A 14,165-nucleotide genomic window follows, 5' to 3' on the forward strand; every position below is an offset into this window, starting at 1 on the left:
CATCTGATTGGCGTGTGTGGCGCACTTGAAATATCTCGAAAACGCTTGGACCAACACCAGAAATTGCATCGACTAACGTTCAGTTGCAAACACATCTCAAGGAGGGCAAAGGAATGCCTGTCGCTGCAAATGGATATCACCTGCGCAAGGCGCGTGTTTCTGAATCGGGTCGTATCTACCTGCTGACCGCTGTTACTGAGCAACGTCAACCCGTGTTCGCCGATTGGCAGTCAGGGCGCAGGCTGGTCGATCAACTGCGCCTTGCTGATCAAACCTCGAGGGTCACGTCGATGGCCTGGGTCGTAATGCCGGATCATCTGCATTGGTTAGTGGAGTTGCATCACGGCACATTGGCCGAGCTGATGTGCCGGATCAAATCCAGAAGCAGTCGCTCAATCAATCTTGTGCGCGGCGGCCAAGGCCGAATATGGCAACCGGGGTATTACGACCGAGCGTTACGTCGTGATGAAGATATCAAGGATGCGGCACGGTACATCGTCCTGAATCCATTGCGTGCGGGGTTGGTAAAGCGGATTGGTGATTACCCTTTGTGGGATGCCATTTGGCTTTGAAACATCAAGATCAAAGGATCGCAGCCTTCGGCAGCTCCTGCGGGGGTTGTCTACATCCGAGAATTTCGTGTCGTACGAGGTCATCGTAGGAGCTGTCGAGTGAAACGAGGCTGCGATCTTTTGATCTGGCTTTTTAAAAACAAGATCAAAAGATCGCAGCCTTCGGCAGCTCCTACAGGGCCGGTGGTGCTTTTAGCCAGCAAACGCCCGGCGCCCCGCGCGCATTTCGGTGCGCAGTTCGCCGATCAGATTGGAGATGTCGCGCACCGTGGTCAGTTGCGCCGGTGAAACGCCGGTGAGCAACAGGTCGATGCGCCCGGTCGCCGGTTCGAAGACCTTGATCCGTAGCGTGCCGTCCGGATTAACCGAACAGTCGCACGACAGCGGTTGAAAACCGGACGTCACGATGCGGCAAAGCTCTGGAATCGAAACCATAACGGGGCCTCCGTGGCGAATGATCGACTGAGATCCCGATCAGCATAGATTCGCTTTTGCGACCCTGCACCACCAACGCCAAAATTATTAGTTTCTGACTCAGGCGCACCCTCAATGGCTATCGCCGTCCCACAGCCAGTTCCAGATGCCCGGCAATTGCACCGGTTCTGCACTTTCGGTGACGGTGCGCGCCATGGCGGCTTTTAACAGTTGCTCTTGGTCGTCATAGAACGGCTTCGGAGCAGTGCTCACGCCGGTGGCCTTGGCGCTGTCGAGCAGGATTTGCAGGTATTCGCGGGTATGCCGGGCCGTGTAGCGATTGAGGTCGTGGAAGGTCACGACCACCGGAATCACCCCGTCCACCGTGGGCAGTTCACCCTGGGCGATACGCTCACGAATTTCCGATAACTGGCGCAGCATGTTCGCCCGGCGCCGCGGGCTGGCGTTGAAGCCCCAGATCTTGCCGTCATTCGCGCTCACGTCGGTCAACAACACGTGCATGCCGTGGCGTTGATAAGCGGCGAAGGTGCGCGAGTCGTAATTCCAGAACGGCGGACGCACCAGGCTCGGTGGCGCGCCGGTGATCGCGCCGATGGCGGCGCTGCCGTTGCTCAGGGATTGTTCCAGGTCTTCAGGGCTCAACCAGCGATGATTAGTATGAAAATGCGTGGCCGTGTGAAAGCCGAGGATCTGCCCTTCGGCATGCTCGCGCTGCATGACTCGCCGACCGATATCGCTGTTTCCGGCCCGGGGCGCGCCGGTCTGGACGAAAAACACCGCTTTGATATTCGGTTGCAGCGGATTTTGCGCGAGGCCATCGAGCACGGTGTCGGTCGGGTTCCAGAAGCTCGATGCGCTGGGGCCATCATCGAAAGTCAGCAGGAAACGGATCGGCGCCTGGGTTTGCAGACGTTGTTGTGTCTGCGGCGTCAGTTCGATGGGCGACGCGATGCAGCCCGTCAATCCGATAGCCAGGACGAGCGCCGAAAGAACCTTGAACAATTGCGTCATGTTTTGCCTTGGGCCAGACCGTTGCGGTCGTCACGTTAATGGCAAAAACCCCTCGCCCGGTGATCCTCCAATGGGCCCGCCGGTGCCGGCGGGCTCAGGTTGGAACAGGGTACACAGTTTTGGTTCAAGTGCCGCTATGTCAGGTGTTTCAAAGCTCCAGATCAAGCAACGCAGCCCCCAGCGCCTTGCCGTGGGCATCGAGAGCCAGGGAGCGGGTGACGCCACCGCGCAAGATGCCGGGCAACACGAAATTCAGCGCGTGGACGTTGGGCAATTCGTAGCGGCGCACCGGCGGACCTTGCGGGTCCAGCAGTTCGGCGAAATGCGCGCTGACCCGCTCCACCGTCAGCCACGCACACAGCCGTGGGAAGTCTTCAGCCCGGAAAGCAATCACCGAAATGTTCGAGGTATCGCCCTTGTCCCCGGTTCGGGAATGCGCCAGTTCACGCAGTTTCATGCCAAGTCCTCCGAGTGAATCTGCAACGTGACGGCGTCACGCGGCAACAACAGCGAAGCCACCGCCACCACCTGACGCACCGACTTGCTCGCCCCGCCGCCGCCATAAGGGCCGTTGGTGTAGAGGGTTTCGACTTCATTGCCGATCCGCACAGCCTCGGCGCGGTCCGCACAACGGGCCGCGACGCGCAGACGCACTTCCCACGGTTCGCTGTCCGTCCGCGACCCCAGCTCTGTGCCGTGTAACGCATCGACGCCGATCAGCTCGGCGCGGATGTCTTCATACACCACGCCAGTCAGCTTCAAGCGTTCCAGCACCACTTCTCGCGCCAGTCGCCCCCGGGCCAGCGCGCCGGGGCCGCCATAGGACATCTGTCCCTCGCCAATCCAGCCATCGAGATAGCCCACCGAAACCTTCAGCGACTGCGGTCGCGCCCGCCCATCAGCGCCTGACGCCAGCACCCGGTCCGGCCCTTGTACGCTAAAGGACACGCCAGAAAAATCAGCGCTGACATCCGGCGTGAGATACGCCGCCGGGTCATGCACTTCGTAGATCATCTGCTCGGTGCAGGTCGCGGTATCGATGCGCCCGCCGGACCCGGCGACCTTGCTGATCACCGCCCTGCCAGTGGCATCCACTTCAGCCAGAGGAAACCCAAGGCGCGCCAGATCCGGCACATCCTTGAACCCCGGATCGGCAAAATAGCCGCCACTGATCTGCCCGGCACATTCGAGCAAATGCCCGACCAAGGTGCCGCGACCCAGCAACGACCAATCGTCCGCCGTCCAGCCGAATTCGAACATCTGCGGCGCTAAAAACAGCGAAGGGTCGGCCACGCGACCGGTGATCACCACGTCGGCATCGGCGCGCAACGCCTCGATAATGCCGTCCACGCCCAAATAGGCATTGGCCGAAATCAGGCGCTCGCCCAGGGACGCCAGAGTCTTGCCGTTATCCAGCATCTGCGACGGATCACCCAACAGAGTCGCCAGTACATCGTCACCGGTCAGCGCGACCACTTTCAGGCCCGACAAGCCCAATTCCCCGGCGATGCGCCGCACTTCCTGCGCCGCCGCCAGCGGGTTGGCCGCGCCCATGTTGGTGATCACCCGCAAGCGCCGGCGCTGACCCTCGACACCGCGCCCGACAAAGGGCAGCACCCGGCGAATGCGCTCGCCCAACAGCGGGTCGAAACCGGCCTGCGGATCGAGCAACCGCGCCTGTTGCGCCAGGGCAATGGTGCGCTCGGCCAGGCATTCGAACACCAGGTAATCCAGATCGCCGTGCTCGGCCAGTTCGATCGCCGGTTCAATGCGGTCGCCGGAGTAACCGGCACCGGAGCCGATGCGTAAGGTTTTCATCAGAAGACTCCAAAGAGCAGCGCGGTCAGGGTCATCAGCACCGAGGCCGCGAACAGAAACGGGATGGTGAAACGCTGGTGATCCGCCAGTTCAATCTTGCACAGGCCCACCAAGAGGAAAGTCGCCGGGGTCAACGGGCTGACCGGGAACCCGGTGGTGTGCACGCCGAGCAGCGAGGCCTGGGCCACTTGCAGCGGATCGACACCGAGGGCGCGGCCGACTTCGGCCACCACCGGCATAATGCCGAAGTAGAAGGAATCCGGATCGAACAGCAGGCTCAACGGCATCGAGATAAAGCCCACCACCATCGGAATCAGCTTGCCGTGCCCGGCGGGAATCTGCGCCACCGCGACCTCGGCCATGGCCTTGAGCATGCCGCTGCCCTGCATGATCCCGGTGAACACCCCGGCGGCCAGCAGAATACTTGCCATGGTCAGCGCGGTTTTCGCATGCGCATCGATGCGTGCGCGTTGCGCATCGACGTTCGGGTAGTTGATGCACAAGGCGAGCACGGTGCCGAGCATGAACATCACCACCGGGTCGACAACCCCGGCAATCATCACGCCCATCACCACCACCGTCAGCACCAGGTTGAGCCAGAACAAGCGCGGCTTGCGCAGGGCGACTTCGGCCTCGGTCAAGACCCGTTGCGGCATCACGTCCACCACTGCGCCAGCGCCCAGGCCCAGGCGTTTTTCTTCGCGACGACCGAGGAACCAGGCGCAAGTGAAGACGAAGATCAGGCCGACAATCTGCACTGGAATCAACGGCTGAAACAGGTCGGCCACCGGTACATGCAACGCTGCCGAGGAACGCAGCACCGGACCGGTCCACGGCAGGAAATTGACCCCGGCCGCCATCGCGGTAACGCAAGCCAGAATGCGTTTGTCCATGCCGAGTCGCGTGTACAGCGGCAGCATCGCCGGGATGGTCACCAGAAAGGTCACCGCCCCCGAACCGTCCAGATGCACCAGCAGCGCTAACAGCGCGGTGCCCATGACAATGCGGGTCGGACGGGTGCCGACGCGTTTGAGGATGCGGTCAATGATCGGGTCGAGCATTCCGGCGTCGGTCATCACGCCGAAGAACAGAATCGCGAACACAAACATCCCGACCACCGGGGCGACGTTCTTGATGCCGGTAATGATGAAGGCGCTGGTTTGCAGGCCGAAACCACCGAGCAGCGCGGCAATGATCGGCAAGGCGATCAGCGCCACCAGCGGCGACAGGCGTTTGCTCATCACTGCGACGAGCAAACAGAGAATGGTGATGACACCGAGTGTGGCAAGCATGGGCAGGTCCTGTTCGGCATTTCTGCTCGCGGCGGCGATGAAATGCGCTGTTGTTGTTTTCACTGAGTATTGGAATTGCAGGTAATCTTTGTAAATTGAAATGTTCGGCTGCCTGCATTCGGAAAAACAAAATGAAGAACTCGATCCAGCACATCCGCGCCTTCTTGGTCGTAGCGCAAACCGGCAGTTTTTCGAGGGCGGCGGTGGCGCTCAATCTCTCGCCGTCGGCCCTGACCGTGCAGATTCAACAACTGGAAGACTGGCTCGGCGTCGCCCTGTTGGAACGCAGCCCGCGACATGTGGCGCTGACCAGTGCCGGGCAAAGTGCGCTGTTGCCCATGGAGAAGCTGCTGCTGGACCTGGACAACATCGTCAGCGCTTCGCGGGACTTGGCGTCGCTGCGTCGGGGCGTTGTCACCATCGCGGCCCTGCCATCGCTGTGCGCCGCCGCCCTGCCGCCGTTGTTGAAGCAATTTCGCGAGCAGTTTCCGGGGGTCGAAGTGCGGTTGCGCGACGTCGTAGCGCAACGCATCGACACGCTGGTGCGCGATGGCGAGGTGGACTTCGGGCTGGGCGTGCGGGCGCGGATGAGCCATGGGCTGGAGTTTCAGACGGTGCTGGAAGATCGGCTGTGCCTGTTTATCCCTGTCGATCACCCTTTGGCCGAACGACGCTCGGTCAAACTCGATGAACTGACGGATCAACCGATCATCTTGACCGGGCGCGACAGCAGCGTGCGGGAGTTGGTGGAGCAACTGTTCGCCGACGCACAGTTGCCGTTGTCGCCGGGGCTGGAAGCCAATTACATGTCGACGGTACTGGCACTGGTGCGCCAGGGCTTGGGCGTGAGCCTGCTGCCCGAATCAGCCGATGACGGCCGGGATGATCTGGTCAAAGTGCCCGTGGATCATCCTGGCGTCACCCGCCAGATTGGTCTGATCACCCGCACGGGTCAGGCCATGGCGCCGGCAGCGCAGCGCTTTATCGAGATGCTGCAGGGTGACTGTTTACTCGGCGAAGGACTTCTGGAATGAGTTGTCGATGATCGGCGCTGTCGCGAAGGCTGCCGGCAGTGCCTTGACCTTGAACAGGAAGTCCGCCGTGCTCTGCAAATCCGCCGCCGCTTGCTGATCCACCGGCCCAACAGTCATGTGGGCCTGACGCAACCAATGGCGCGAAACGTCCTGATCGAGGTTGGCCTTCTTCGCCCACAGATCGGCGTATTCGTCGGTGTGGTTATCGACCCAGGCCCGAGCCTTTTTCAGGCGCCCGAGGAAGTCGGCGATGGCTTCGCGCTTGCTGTCGATCGACGGTGTCGAGGCAGCAATCGCGCTGAGGCCGGGCATCAGGCTTTTGGCGGTGAGAATCGGCCGGGCGCCGGAGAACAGAATCTGTTGCGAGATGTACGGTTCCCACACCGGGAACGCGTCGATGCTGCCTTGGGGCAAGGCTGCCGCCGCGTCAATCGGCATCAGTTTGATGAAGTCCACGTAGTCTTCCGGCAGGTCGGCTTTCTCCAGCGCGCGCAAGGTCAGTTGCTGGCTCCAGGCGCCGGGCCAATACGCAACTTTCTTGCCCTTGAGGTCGGCGATGGTCTTGACCGGAGAATCCTTGGGCACCAGCAACGCGATGGTGTCCGGGTTCTGCCGCGACACGCCGATCAGCTTCACCGGCGCCTGTTTCGCGGCGAGGAACAGAAAGCCTGAATCGCCGAGAAAGCCCAGGTCCAGTGCGCCAGTGTTCAGCGCTTCCGCCAATGGCGCGGCGGCCTGGAAGTGTTTCCAGTCGACAGTGTACGGCGCCCCTTCCAATACACCCGAGGCCTCCACCGAGGCGCGAACGTTGTAGTAGTTCTGGTCGCCGACGTGCAGGACGACGGGGTCACTGGCGTAGGCAAAAGGTGCGGCGAATAGCGCGCTGATCAGCAAGCTGCGTAGGAATCGTGACGGGTTCATCGGAGGCTCCGGGGGTGTTATTCCGATAGACCATAACGCTCTTACCGCAAGCTTTTTAAATTCGATTTATGCATAAGCTCATGACTGCCAAGCAACAGTGTTGGCCCAGCAACAGCGCCGCAACAGACTGTTCTGCTAGAGACATCGCTTTGCCAACTTGCCCCCCGCCAGCGCCCCGAAAACCGATGAAACCGAGAACATGGCACAGAGCCTGCAATATTCCTTTTATGCAGGATGCATCCGTTATTACCAATCATCAGGACATAAGAATCCCGTTGCCTTGCCGGAGTTTCACCCCCATGAATCGCCTCTTCCGTTTTGCCAAAGCCAGGCACCTGATCAGCGCCGTCGCCATCGCCCTGAGCCTGCAACCGTTGGCCCAGGCCGCCGAAACCGCCCCGGCCGAAGTGCATCTGGATTACGCCTATTACTCGCCCGTCAGCCTGGTGCTCAAGCACTTTGGTTTCCTGGAAAAAGCCCTGCCCCAGACCAAGGTCGGCTGGGTGTTGAGCCAAGGCAGCAACCGCTCGTTGGAATACCTCAACAGCGGCGGCGTCGATTTCGCCTCTTCCGCCAGCCTCGCGGCGGTGTTGAGCCGGGCGAATGGCAGCCCGATCAAGTCAGTGTACGTTTACAGCCGCGCCGAATGGACCGCGCTGGTGGTACGCAAGGATTCGCCCTACAAGACTGTCGCCGATCTGAAAGGCAAGAAAATCGCCGCTACCAAAGGCACCGATCCGTACCTGTTCACCTTGCGCAGCCTGCAACAGGCCGGCCTGAACAAGGACGACGTGGAACTGGTGCACTTGCAACACCCGGACGGTCGCACCGCTTTGGAGAAAGGTGACGTCGACGCCTGGGCCGGACTCGATCCGCACATGGCCGCGAGCCAGGTTCAGGCCGGATCGCGCTTGCTGTATCGCAACACTAATTTCAACAGCTACGGCGTGGTCAGCGTCACCGACAGCTACGCCAAGGAACACCCGAAAACCATCGAAACCGTGCTCAACGCCTATGAACAGGCGCGGGAATGGGCGGTGAAAAACCCGGAAGAACTGGCGAAGTTGCTCGCCAGCGAATCAGGTTTGCCGCTGGAAGTGGCCAAGCTGCAACTGTCGCGTACTGACCTGAGCAGCCCGCAATTGACGGCCAAGGACGTAGTCGCTCCCAAGGCTGCGGCGCCGATTCTGGTGTCCGAGGAATTGGTTCGCAAAGGGGTTAACGTCGACCAAGTCATCGATCAGTTGATCGACACCGGTTTCAAAGAAGCCGTGGCCCGTCAATAAAGCAAAAGATCGCCGCCCTCCCTTTTGTAGGAGCGAGGCTTGCCCGCGAAGATGTTGGCGCTTTCAAAGGCCCCTTCGCGGGCAAGCCTCGCTCCTACAGGGGGCTGCGATTTTTCGGAGAAACCGATGACCAGTAAGAGCAAAACCCTCCACACACCCGTGGCATTGCCCGCCCCCCGCCGCCTCAGCCACGCTTGGCAACTGCGTCTCAAAGGCCTGGCCCTGCCGGTGCTGATCATCCTCATTCTGGAATTTGTCGTACGCATCGGCTGGCTGCCGTCCTACCAGATGCCTGCGCCCAGCGAAGTGGCGATGACCCTCGGCGATCTGGCCGAAGGCGCGCTGTGGAAACACATCAGCGCCAGTCTGTTGCGGGTGTTGCTGGGCTTCGCCATCGGCGCCAGCCTGGCCTTGGTGTTTGCCGCGTGGGTCGGTTTGAGCCGCGAAGCCGAGGCCTATCTGGAACCGACGTTCGCCGGCCTGCGTTCAATTCCGAGCCTGGCCTGGGTGCCGCTGTTGCTGCTGTGGCTGGGCATCGACGAGACGTCGAAAATCGTCCTGATCGCCATCGGCGCCTTCTTCCCGGTGTACCTCAACGGCGTCGCGGCGATCCGCGACATCGACCGCAAACTGGTGGAGGTCGGGCAGATGTACGGTTTCAGTCGCGCCCGGTTGGTACGCCGTATTTTGCTGCCCGCCGCCCTGCCCGGCCTGTTCACCGGTTTGCGCAGCGGCATGAGCCTGGCCTGGATGTTTCTGGTGGCTGCCGAACTGATCGCCGCGACCAAAGGCCTCGGCTATCTGCTCAGCGACGGTCGCGAAACTTCACGCCCGGACATCGTGCTCGCGGCGATTATCGTATTGGCGGTGCTGGGCAAACTCAGCGACGGAATTCTCGCCAGCCTGGAAAAACGCTTCCTGGCCTGGCGCGACACCTTCAACGGCCAAAGCGCAGAGGATTGAGGCATGACCGAACACTTGCTGGACATCCGAGTGGAGCGCAAAACCTTCGCCGCCACCACCGTGCTCAACAATATCCATCTGCAACTCAAACCTCGGGAAACCGTCAGCCTGCTGGGCCCCAGCGGTTGCGGCAAAAGCACCTTGCTGCGGATCGTTGCCGGGCTGGAAAAGGACTTTCAGGGCGAACTGAAAAACAACGCCGGTGAAGTCGCATTCGTGTTTCAAGAACCGCGCTTGATGCCGTGGCTGACGGTGGAGCAAAACATCGGTTTCAGCGCCGACAACCACTACGACAAAGCCTGGGTGGCGCAGTTGATCGAAGAAGTCGGCCTCGGCGGTTTTGCCCAGGCCTTGCCCAAAGCCTTGTCCGGCGGCATGGCGCAACGGGTGGCCATCGCTCGCGGCCTGTATTCGCGGCCGCAGGTACTGTTGCTCGACGAACCCTTCAGCGCCGTGGATGCCTTCACTCGAATGAAACTCCAGGACTTGCTGTTGCAACTGGCCGAGCGTCACGCGATTGCCCTGCTGCTGGTGACCCACGATGTCGATGAAGCGCTGTACCTGAGCGACCGGGTGTTGGTGATGGACCATCGGCCGAGCCGCATTCGTCAGGAACTGGCGGTAGAACTTGCCCATCCGCGAGATCGGCGCGATCCGTTGCTGGCGCGGCTCAAGGCGTTGTCGTTGACCGAGTTGCAACTGGCGCATGTCATCTAAGCTGAAATCTCCCATGGGAGATTTCGCTGATGTGCGGACGCCTGTCGCAGTACCGGGGCATTCACGATTTCGTGGCGGTGTTGAGCATCCCCGACGCGTTGATCAACCACGTCGACGATCAACCGCTGGCCCGCTATAACGCCGCGCCGACCACGCAATTGGCGCTGTTCCATCAGGAAAGCGACGGCCTGCACGCTGACAACGTGCGCTGGGGCTGGCGGCCGCACTGGGCGAAGGACCGCGCGGCGCCGATTAATGCCCGGGTCGAGAAAGTTGCGCACGGGCCGTTCTTCCGCTCGATCTGGCCGCACCGGGCGATTTGTCCGGTCGACAACTGGTTCGAATGGGTCGATGAAGGGGATTCCAAGCGCCAGCCCTGGCTAATCCGTCATCGCGACGGGACGCCGATTTTCTGTGCGGCGATTGGTCAGTTTCCTGCCGGCGATACTGAGCCCGGAGCAGATGACGGCTTTGTGATCATCACCGCCGACAGCGCCGGCGGACTGCTCGACATTCACGACCGGCGGCCGGTGGTGTTGTCGGCCGAACTCGCGCGGGAATGGCTCGACCCGGCCACACCTAGGGAACGCGCCGAAGACATGCTGCTGATGCAAGGTGAAACCAGCGAAAGGTTCCAGTGGTACCGGGTTGGCAAAGCGGTGGGCAATGTCCGAAACCAAAGCCCTGCCCTTATTGATGAAATGCCTTGAAGTTAAGCCGGCATTGGCAAAAGTACCCTTACAAAAAACTTGCCTATATAAACAGGACACTCAAACGTTACATTCAGTGTTTCATGCGCGAGACACTTATATATATGCGGCTGTTTGACGCACAACCATTGGTCTGACATTTCAACCGTCATACATACATTTAACAGGACTACAGATAGCATGCGCGCCGCATTTCCATAAGCATGCCCAGTTGACCAAAGAGTCAACAACCCAAGGAAATCCCTACAACTTTTACACACCTTGCAGAGAAATAAGTTGCGCGACGATTTTGCACTCAAACAAGTCGGTGAGCCGGCGTGTGTCTATCTTTCGATGACAGAACACTTGCAACTCGACTGCTTTATCGGCAATTACATCAAGACTCGAAACCTGCGCTCCGTCGCGGATATCGGCAGCCTTCTGCGCTCCACGCTGCAAAGCTATCCGGGCAAGCCGCCGGTGATGGTCAATGAGCTCAACGCCTGGATCGACAAGACGCTCGGTTATCGGGCGGCCCACCCCGACTTCCCACAGTTGGAAGACGCTTGAAATAACGCTCCACAGGTCACGTCAGCGCAAGAACTGAACGAACCGGCCTTGTGAACACTCTGAAGAACGAGGCCGGATTGGCCTCTTGTTTTTTCAGGCGACCCTATTTCTGCATGACACTGGTACCGCAGATCTCTCTGAATTCCCCGCTCAACGACTAAGCCGAAGTAATGGCTGGCTCCAAATGGAATTATATGAGCGAACTTGTCCCTTATGCCGTGTATTACCTGCTCGATGGTGTGCGACAACACTTTTTCAAATTGGCGGTGGGGTTTTCCGATGTGGAAGCCATCCAGTCGGCCTCGGCGCATGCCTATCCCGAATCCGGACAAAAGATTGCGCCACACGCGAGTCTCGAAATGGCGCGCGACAAGGCTCAAGAATTGGGAATTACGCACATTCGGTGGAATGAGGCGATATGATTCTGCCGCAAAAGATCGCAGCCTTCGGCAGCTCCTACAGGAATCGAATGTAGGAGCTGCCGAAGGCTGCGATCTTTTGATCTTAGGGTCTCAGCGGTATCTCTATGTCACGGTCGGACAGTTCCTTGCCGTCGTCCGGATGTTTCCAGTCCGGCGTCGAGCGCCTTTGCCGCTGGATCTCTTCTTCGCTCGGCTCGTCCGTGTCTTCATCCAGGTCCGGCTGCTTGGGTTCAGTTGCCATGTCCACCTCTCTTCCTGAAGGGATCAGATATCAACTTTAAGCGTAGAACATTTCCCCTCGCCCGGCTCAAAGCCACCAGCGCAGCAAAAAGAAGAAGCCCATGCTCAACAACATGCTGAGCAGCGTGTTGCGGGTGTAGAGCACCAGCCCCACGGCCACCAGCGAACTGATCAGGTACGGATTGTCCCACTGCAGGTTCAGCTGCTTGTCCGGCATAAACACGATTGGCCCGCAGATCGCCGTCAACATGCCCGGCACGGCAAACCCGAGAAACTGCCGCGCATTGCTGCTCAGGCGCACCGGCAGTCGTGGTTCGAGGAACACGTAGCGGTTCAAGAACACCAACACGCCCATGCCGATAATCACTGCCCAAACAATCATGTGCGCTCCAGATACAGCTTGTTGCAGATAAACCCGGCAGTCATGCCCGCCAGCCCCGACAGCACCAGGGCCGAGCCCCATTGCCAATAGCTGAACAGCACCGAACAGAACAGCGACACTGCCACGCAGACCACCGTCGGCACATTGCGCACCACCGGGGTGATCAGGGCGATGAACGTCGCCGCGATGGAGAAGTCCAGGCCCAGGTGTTCAAGGCCCGGAATACTGCTGCCCAACACAATGCCGGCCAGGGTGAACAGGTTCCAGGCGATATAGAACGTTAGCCCCACGCCCAAGGCGTACCAGCGGTTGAACTGCTGTTTGTCATGCTGGCTGGTCAGGGCGAACAGCTCATCGGTGAGCAAAAAGCCCAGCCCCACCCGCCAGCGCCCCGGCAACGGCGAAATCACCGAACGCATGCTCATCCCGTAGAGCAAATGCTGGGACGTCAGCAGCAACGTGGTCAGCAGAATCGAAAAGATCCCGGCCCCGCCCTTGAGCATGCCGATCGCCACTAATTGTGCGGCGCCGGCAAACACGATGCTCGACAGGCCCTGACCTTGCAGCGGCGTGAGGTTGGCCTCGATGGCCATGGAGCCGGCCAACAACCCCCACGGCGCGGTGGCCAGGGACAGCGGCATGATCGCCGCCGCGCCGCGCAGGAAAGCGCTGCGCGGCATGTGTGAATTCGACATAACACTCTACAACCCGTGGAAAGACCACCGACTGTGCCAGCAGATGCCGGCGAAGGCTTGAACAATCTTGCGCACTTCGCGCAAACCTTTGTGGCGCTGCCTTTCATCGGCTGCCCGCTTGATTCGCGACGATAGTATCAACATGATGGCCATGCACTTTTCCATGAGGCCGGCCCTTTATGAGTTCCGTCGACACCGACAGCGCTGTCTACAAAACCCTGCTTGAGTCGACCAAGGCGATTCCCTGGCGGATCGACTGGCAAACCATGACGTTCAGCTACATTGGCCCGCAGATCGAAAGTTTGCTGGGCTGGCAGCAGGACAGTTGGGTCACGGTCAATGACTGGGTTGAGCGCATGCACCCGGACGACCGCGACTACGTGGTGGAATTCTGCGTATCGCAGTCCCGCGCCGGTGTCGATCACGAGGCCGACTACCGTGCGCTGACCCGCGACGGCGACTACGTGTGGATTCGCGATGCGGTGCACGTAGTGCGCAAGGACGGCGAAGTCGAGGCGCTGGTGGGCTTCATGTTCGACATCAGCGAGCGCAAGAAAACCGAAGAGCACCTGATTCGCCTGCAGAAGCAACTCGAAGAATATTCGTTCCAGGACGGCCTGACCGGCATCGCCAACCGGCGCATGTTCGACACGGTGCTGGAACGCGAATGGAGCAACGCCCAGCGCACCGGGCAGCCACTGTCGCTGCTGATTCTGGATATCGATTACTTCAAGCAATACAACGATCATTACGGCCACATCAAGGGTGACGAATGCCTGCGGCGCGTGGCGCAGACCTTGTCTCTGGCAGCCAACCGGCCACGGGATTTCATTGCCCGGATCGGCGGCGAAGAATTCGTCTGGCTGCTGCCGGAAACCGATGCCGAGTCAGCCCGGCTTGTGGCGCGCAGATGCCTGCACTTGATTCGCCAGCAGCATATCGCCCATGTGTTTTCGCCGGTTTCGCCACTGGTGACCCTGAGCCTCGGCGTCGGCACCACCGTCGCCGGCCAGGACGCCAGTGCCGTGGACTTCGTCGAGCAGGTCGACAAGTTGCTGTATCGGGCCAAGCACAACGGGCGGATGCGTGCGGAATTCACTGATTTTCGTGATTGAAAA

Annotated in this window: 18 protein-coding genes; 9 read left to right on the plus strand and 9 right to left on the minus strand. The window is 60.2% G+C overall.

What is annotated here, in order from left to right:
- Positions 1-113: 113 nt before the first annotated feature.
- On the plus strand, positions 114-572 hold the full coding sequence (locus LOY68_RS18345; protein WP_163914464.1) for an REP-associated tyrosine transposase: 459 nt from the start codon (positions 114-116) through the stop codon (positions 570-572).
- Between the two features lie 192 nt (positions 573-764).
- Here LOY68_RS18345 and LOY68_RS18350 read toward each other — a convergent pair whose 3' ends face one another.
- The 5 genes from LOY68_RS18350 to LOY68_RS18370 form a co-directional block, all read right to left on the minus strand.
- Positions 765-1,007 (minus strand): DUF1652 domain-containing protein, encoded by a 243-nt coding sequence (locus LOY68_RS18350; protein WP_054053533.1) that lies wholly within the window; start codon positions 1,005-1,007, stop codon positions 765-767.
- A 111-nt stretch (positions 1,008-1,118) separates the two neighbouring features.
- Entirely contained in the window at positions 1,119-2,018 is a 900-nt protein-coding gene (locus LOY68_RS18355; protein ID WP_265038941.1) for a polysaccharide deacetylase family protein, read from the minus strand.
- 148 nt (positions 2,019-2,166) lie between these two features.
- Positions 2,167-2,475 carry a hypothetical protein gene (locus LOY68_RS18360; RefSeq protein ID WP_265038942.1) on the minus strand — a complete coding sequence of 103 codons (309 nt, stop codon included), beginning with the start codon at positions 2,473-2,475 and terminating at the stop codon, positions 2,167-2,169.
- Positions 2,472-3,836: an acyclic terpene utilization AtuA family protein gene (locus LOY68_RS18365; protein ID WP_265038944.1), complete on the minus strand. Its 1,365-nt coding sequence runs from the start codon at positions 3,834-3,836 to the stop codon at positions 2,472-2,474. Before LOY68_RS18365 ends, LOY68_RS18360 begins: the two co-directional genes overlap by 4 nt.
- On the minus strand, positions 3,836-5,128 hold the full coding sequence (locus LOY68_RS18370) for a CitMHS family transporter (RefSeq protein WP_123409572.1): 1,293 nt from the start codon (positions 5,126-5,128) through the stop codon (positions 3,836-3,838). Before LOY68_RS18370 ends, LOY68_RS18365 begins: the two co-directional genes overlap by 1 nt.
- Positions 5,129-5,259: 131 nt before the next feature.
- Here LOY68_RS18370 and LOY68_RS18375 point away from each other — a divergent pair, with 131 nt between their 5' ends.
- Positions 5,260-6,162: a LysR family transcriptional regulator gene (locus LOY68_RS18375; protein WP_265038947.1), complete on the plus strand. Its 903-nt coding sequence runs from the start codon at positions 5,260-5,262 to the stop codon at positions 6,160-6,162.
- Here the strand turns inward: LOY68_RS18375 and LOY68_RS18380 are convergent.
- A complete protein-coding gene (locus tag LOY68_RS18380; protein WP_163914452.1) occupies positions 6,136-7,083 on the minus strand; it encodes an ABC transporter substrate-binding protein in 948 nt (315 codons plus the stop codon). The genes LOY68_RS18375 and LOY68_RS18380 overlap by 27 nt on opposite strands.
- A 299-nt stretch (positions 7,084-7,382) precedes the next feature.
- Between LOY68_RS18380 and LOY68_RS18385 the strand changes: the two genes are divergently transcribed.
- The 6 genes from LOY68_RS18385 (at position 7,383) to LOY68_RS18410 (ending at position 11,730) form a co-directional block, all read left to right on the plus strand.
- Positions 7,383-8,369 carry an aliphatic sulfonate ABC transporter substrate-binding protein gene (locus LOY68_RS18385; protein ID WP_265038949.1) on the plus strand — a complete coding sequence of 329 codons (987 nt, stop codon included), beginning with the start codon at positions 7,383-7,385 and terminating at the stop codon, positions 8,367-8,369.
- Positions 8,370-8,495: 126 nt separating this feature from the next.
- Positions 8,496-9,332, plus strand: coding sequence for an ABC transporter permease (locus LOY68_RS18390; RefSeq protein ID WP_265038950.1), 837 nt, complete (start codon positions 8,496-8,498; stop codon positions 9,330-9,332).
- 3 nt (positions 9,333-9,335) lie between these two features.
- Positions 9,336-10,049: an ABC transporter ATP-binding protein gene (locus LOY68_RS18395; RefSeq protein WP_265038951.1), complete on the plus strand. Its 714-nt coding sequence runs from the start codon at positions 9,336-9,338 to the stop codon at positions 10,047-10,049.
- 29 nt (positions 10,050-10,078) lie between these two features.
- On the plus strand, positions 10,079-10,759 hold the full coding sequence (locus LOY68_RS18400; protein WP_265038953.1) for an SOS response-associated peptidase family protein: 681 nt from the start codon (positions 10,079-10,081) through the stop codon (positions 10,757-10,759).
- A gap of 276 nt (positions 10,760-11,035) precedes the next feature.
- Entirely contained in the window at positions 11,036-11,308 is a 273-nt protein-coding gene (locus tag LOY68_RS18405) for a hypothetical protein (RefSeq protein ID WP_054053511.1), read from the plus strand.
- Between the two features lie 194 nt (positions 11,309-11,502).
- Positions 11,503-11,730: a hypothetical protein gene (locus tag LOY68_RS18410; protein ID WP_265038956.1), complete on the plus strand. Its 228-nt coding sequence runs from the start codon at positions 11,503-11,505 to the stop codon at positions 11,728-11,730.
- A gap of 82 nt (positions 11,731-11,812) precedes the next feature.
- On the opposite strand, the gene LOY68_RS18415 is transcribed toward LOY68_RS18410, so the two are convergent.
- The 3 genes from LOY68_RS18415 to LOY68_RS18425 all read right to left on the minus strand — a co-directional run bounded on the left by LOY68_RS18415 (position 11,813) and on the right by LOY68_RS18425 (position 13,047).
- Entirely contained in the window at positions 11,813-11,971 is a 159-nt protein-coding gene (locus LOY68_RS18415; protein WP_177332744.1) for a hypothetical protein, read from the minus strand.
- Between the two features lie 66 nt (positions 11,972-12,037).
- Entirely contained in the window at positions 12,038-12,349 is a 312-nt protein-coding gene (locus LOY68_RS18420; RefSeq protein WP_162830874.1) for an AzlD domain-containing protein, read from the minus strand.
- Positions 12,349-13,047: an AzlC family ABC transporter permease gene (locus tag LOY68_RS18425; RefSeq protein WP_054053503.1), complete on the minus strand. Its 699-nt coding sequence runs from the start codon at positions 13,045-13,047 to the stop codon at positions 12,349-12,351. The genes LOY68_RS18420 and LOY68_RS18425 overlap by 1 nt, the downstream gene beginning before the upstream one ends.
- A gap of 179 nt (positions 13,048-13,226) precedes the next feature.
- Here LOY68_RS18425 and LOY68_RS18430 point away from each other — a divergent pair, with 179 nt between their 5' ends.
- On the plus strand, positions 13,227-14,162 hold the full coding sequence (locus LOY68_RS18430; protein ID WP_265038960.1) for a GGDEF domain-containing protein: 936 nt from the start codon (positions 13,227-13,229) through the stop codon (positions 14,160-14,162).
- Positions 14,163-14,165: the final 3 nt, after the last annotated feature.

It is taken from the genome of Pseudomonas sp. B21-053, from assembly GCF_026016365.1.
Lineage (GTDB): Bacteria > Pseudomonadota > Gammaproteobacteria > Pseudomonadales > Pseudomonadaceae > Aquipseudomonas > Aquipseudomonas nunensis.

Excerpts from the sequence above, each read along its gene's own strand:
- LOY68_RS18390 (WP_265038950.1), top strand. The coding sequence starts at position 8,496 with ATGACCAGTAAGAGCAAAACCCTCCACACACCCGTGGCATTGCCCGCC.
- LOY68_RS18365 (WP_265038944.1), bottom strand. The coding sequence starts at position 3,836 with ATGAAAACCTTACGCATCGGCTCCGGTGCCGGTTACTCCGGCGACCGC.
- LOY68_RS18430 (WP_265038960.1), top strand. The coding sequence starts at position 13,227 with ATGAGTTCCGTCGACACCGACAGCGCTGTCTACAAAACCCTGCTTGAG.
- LOY68_RS18410 (WP_265038956.1), top strand. The coding sequence starts at position 11,503 with ATGAGCGAACTTGTCCCTTATGCCGTGTATTACCTGCTCGATGGTGTG.
- LOY68_RS18375 (WP_265038947.1), top strand. The coding sequence starts at position 5,260 with ATGAAGAACTCGATCCAGCACATCCGCGCCTTCTTGGTCGTAGCGCAA.
- LOY68_RS18400 (WP_265038953.1), top strand. The coding sequence starts at position 10,079 with ATGTGCGGACGCCTGTCGCAGTACCGGGGCATTCACGATTTCGTGGCG.
- LOY68_RS18380 (WP_163914452.1), bottom strand. The coding sequence starts at position 7,083 with ATGAACCCGTCACGATTCCTACGCAGCTTGCTGATCAGCGCGCTATTC.
- LOY68_RS18350 (WP_054053533.1), bottom strand. The coding sequence starts at position 1,007 with ATGGTTTCGATTCCAGAGCTTTGCCGCATCGTGACGTCCGGTTTTCAA.
- LOY68_RS18425 (WP_054053503.1), bottom strand. The coding sequence starts at position 13,047 with ATGTCGAATTCACACATGCCGCGCAGCGCTTTCCTGCGCGGCGCGGCG.
- LOY68_RS18385 (WP_265038949.1), top strand. The coding sequence starts at position 7,383 with ATGAATCGCCTCTTCCGTTTTGCCAAAGCCAGGCACCTGATCAGCGCC.
- LOY68_RS18415 (WP_177332744.1), bottom strand. The coding sequence starts at position 11,971 with ATGGCAACTGAACCCAAGCAGCCGGACCTGGATGAAGACACGGACGAG.
- LOY68_RS18370 (WP_123409572.1), bottom strand. The coding sequence starts at position 5,128 with ATGCTTGCCACACTCGGTGTCATCACCATTCTCTGTTTGCTCGTCGCA.
- LOY68_RS18360 (WP_265038942.1), bottom strand. The coding sequence starts at position 2,475 with ATGAAACTGCGTGAACTGGCGCATTCCCGAACCGGGGACAAGGGCGAT.
- LOY68_RS18345 (WP_163914464.1), top strand. The coding sequence starts at position 114 with ATGCCTGTCGCTGCAAATGGATATCACCTGCGCAAGGCGCGTGTTTCT.
- LOY68_RS18355 (WP_265038941.1), bottom strand. The coding sequence starts at position 2,018 with ATGACGCAATTGTTCAAGGTTCTTTCGGCGCTCGTCCTGGCTATCGGA.
- LOY68_RS18395 (WP_265038951.1), top strand. The coding sequence starts at position 9,336 with ATGACCGAACACTTGCTGGACATCCGAGTGGAGCGCAAAACCTTCGCC.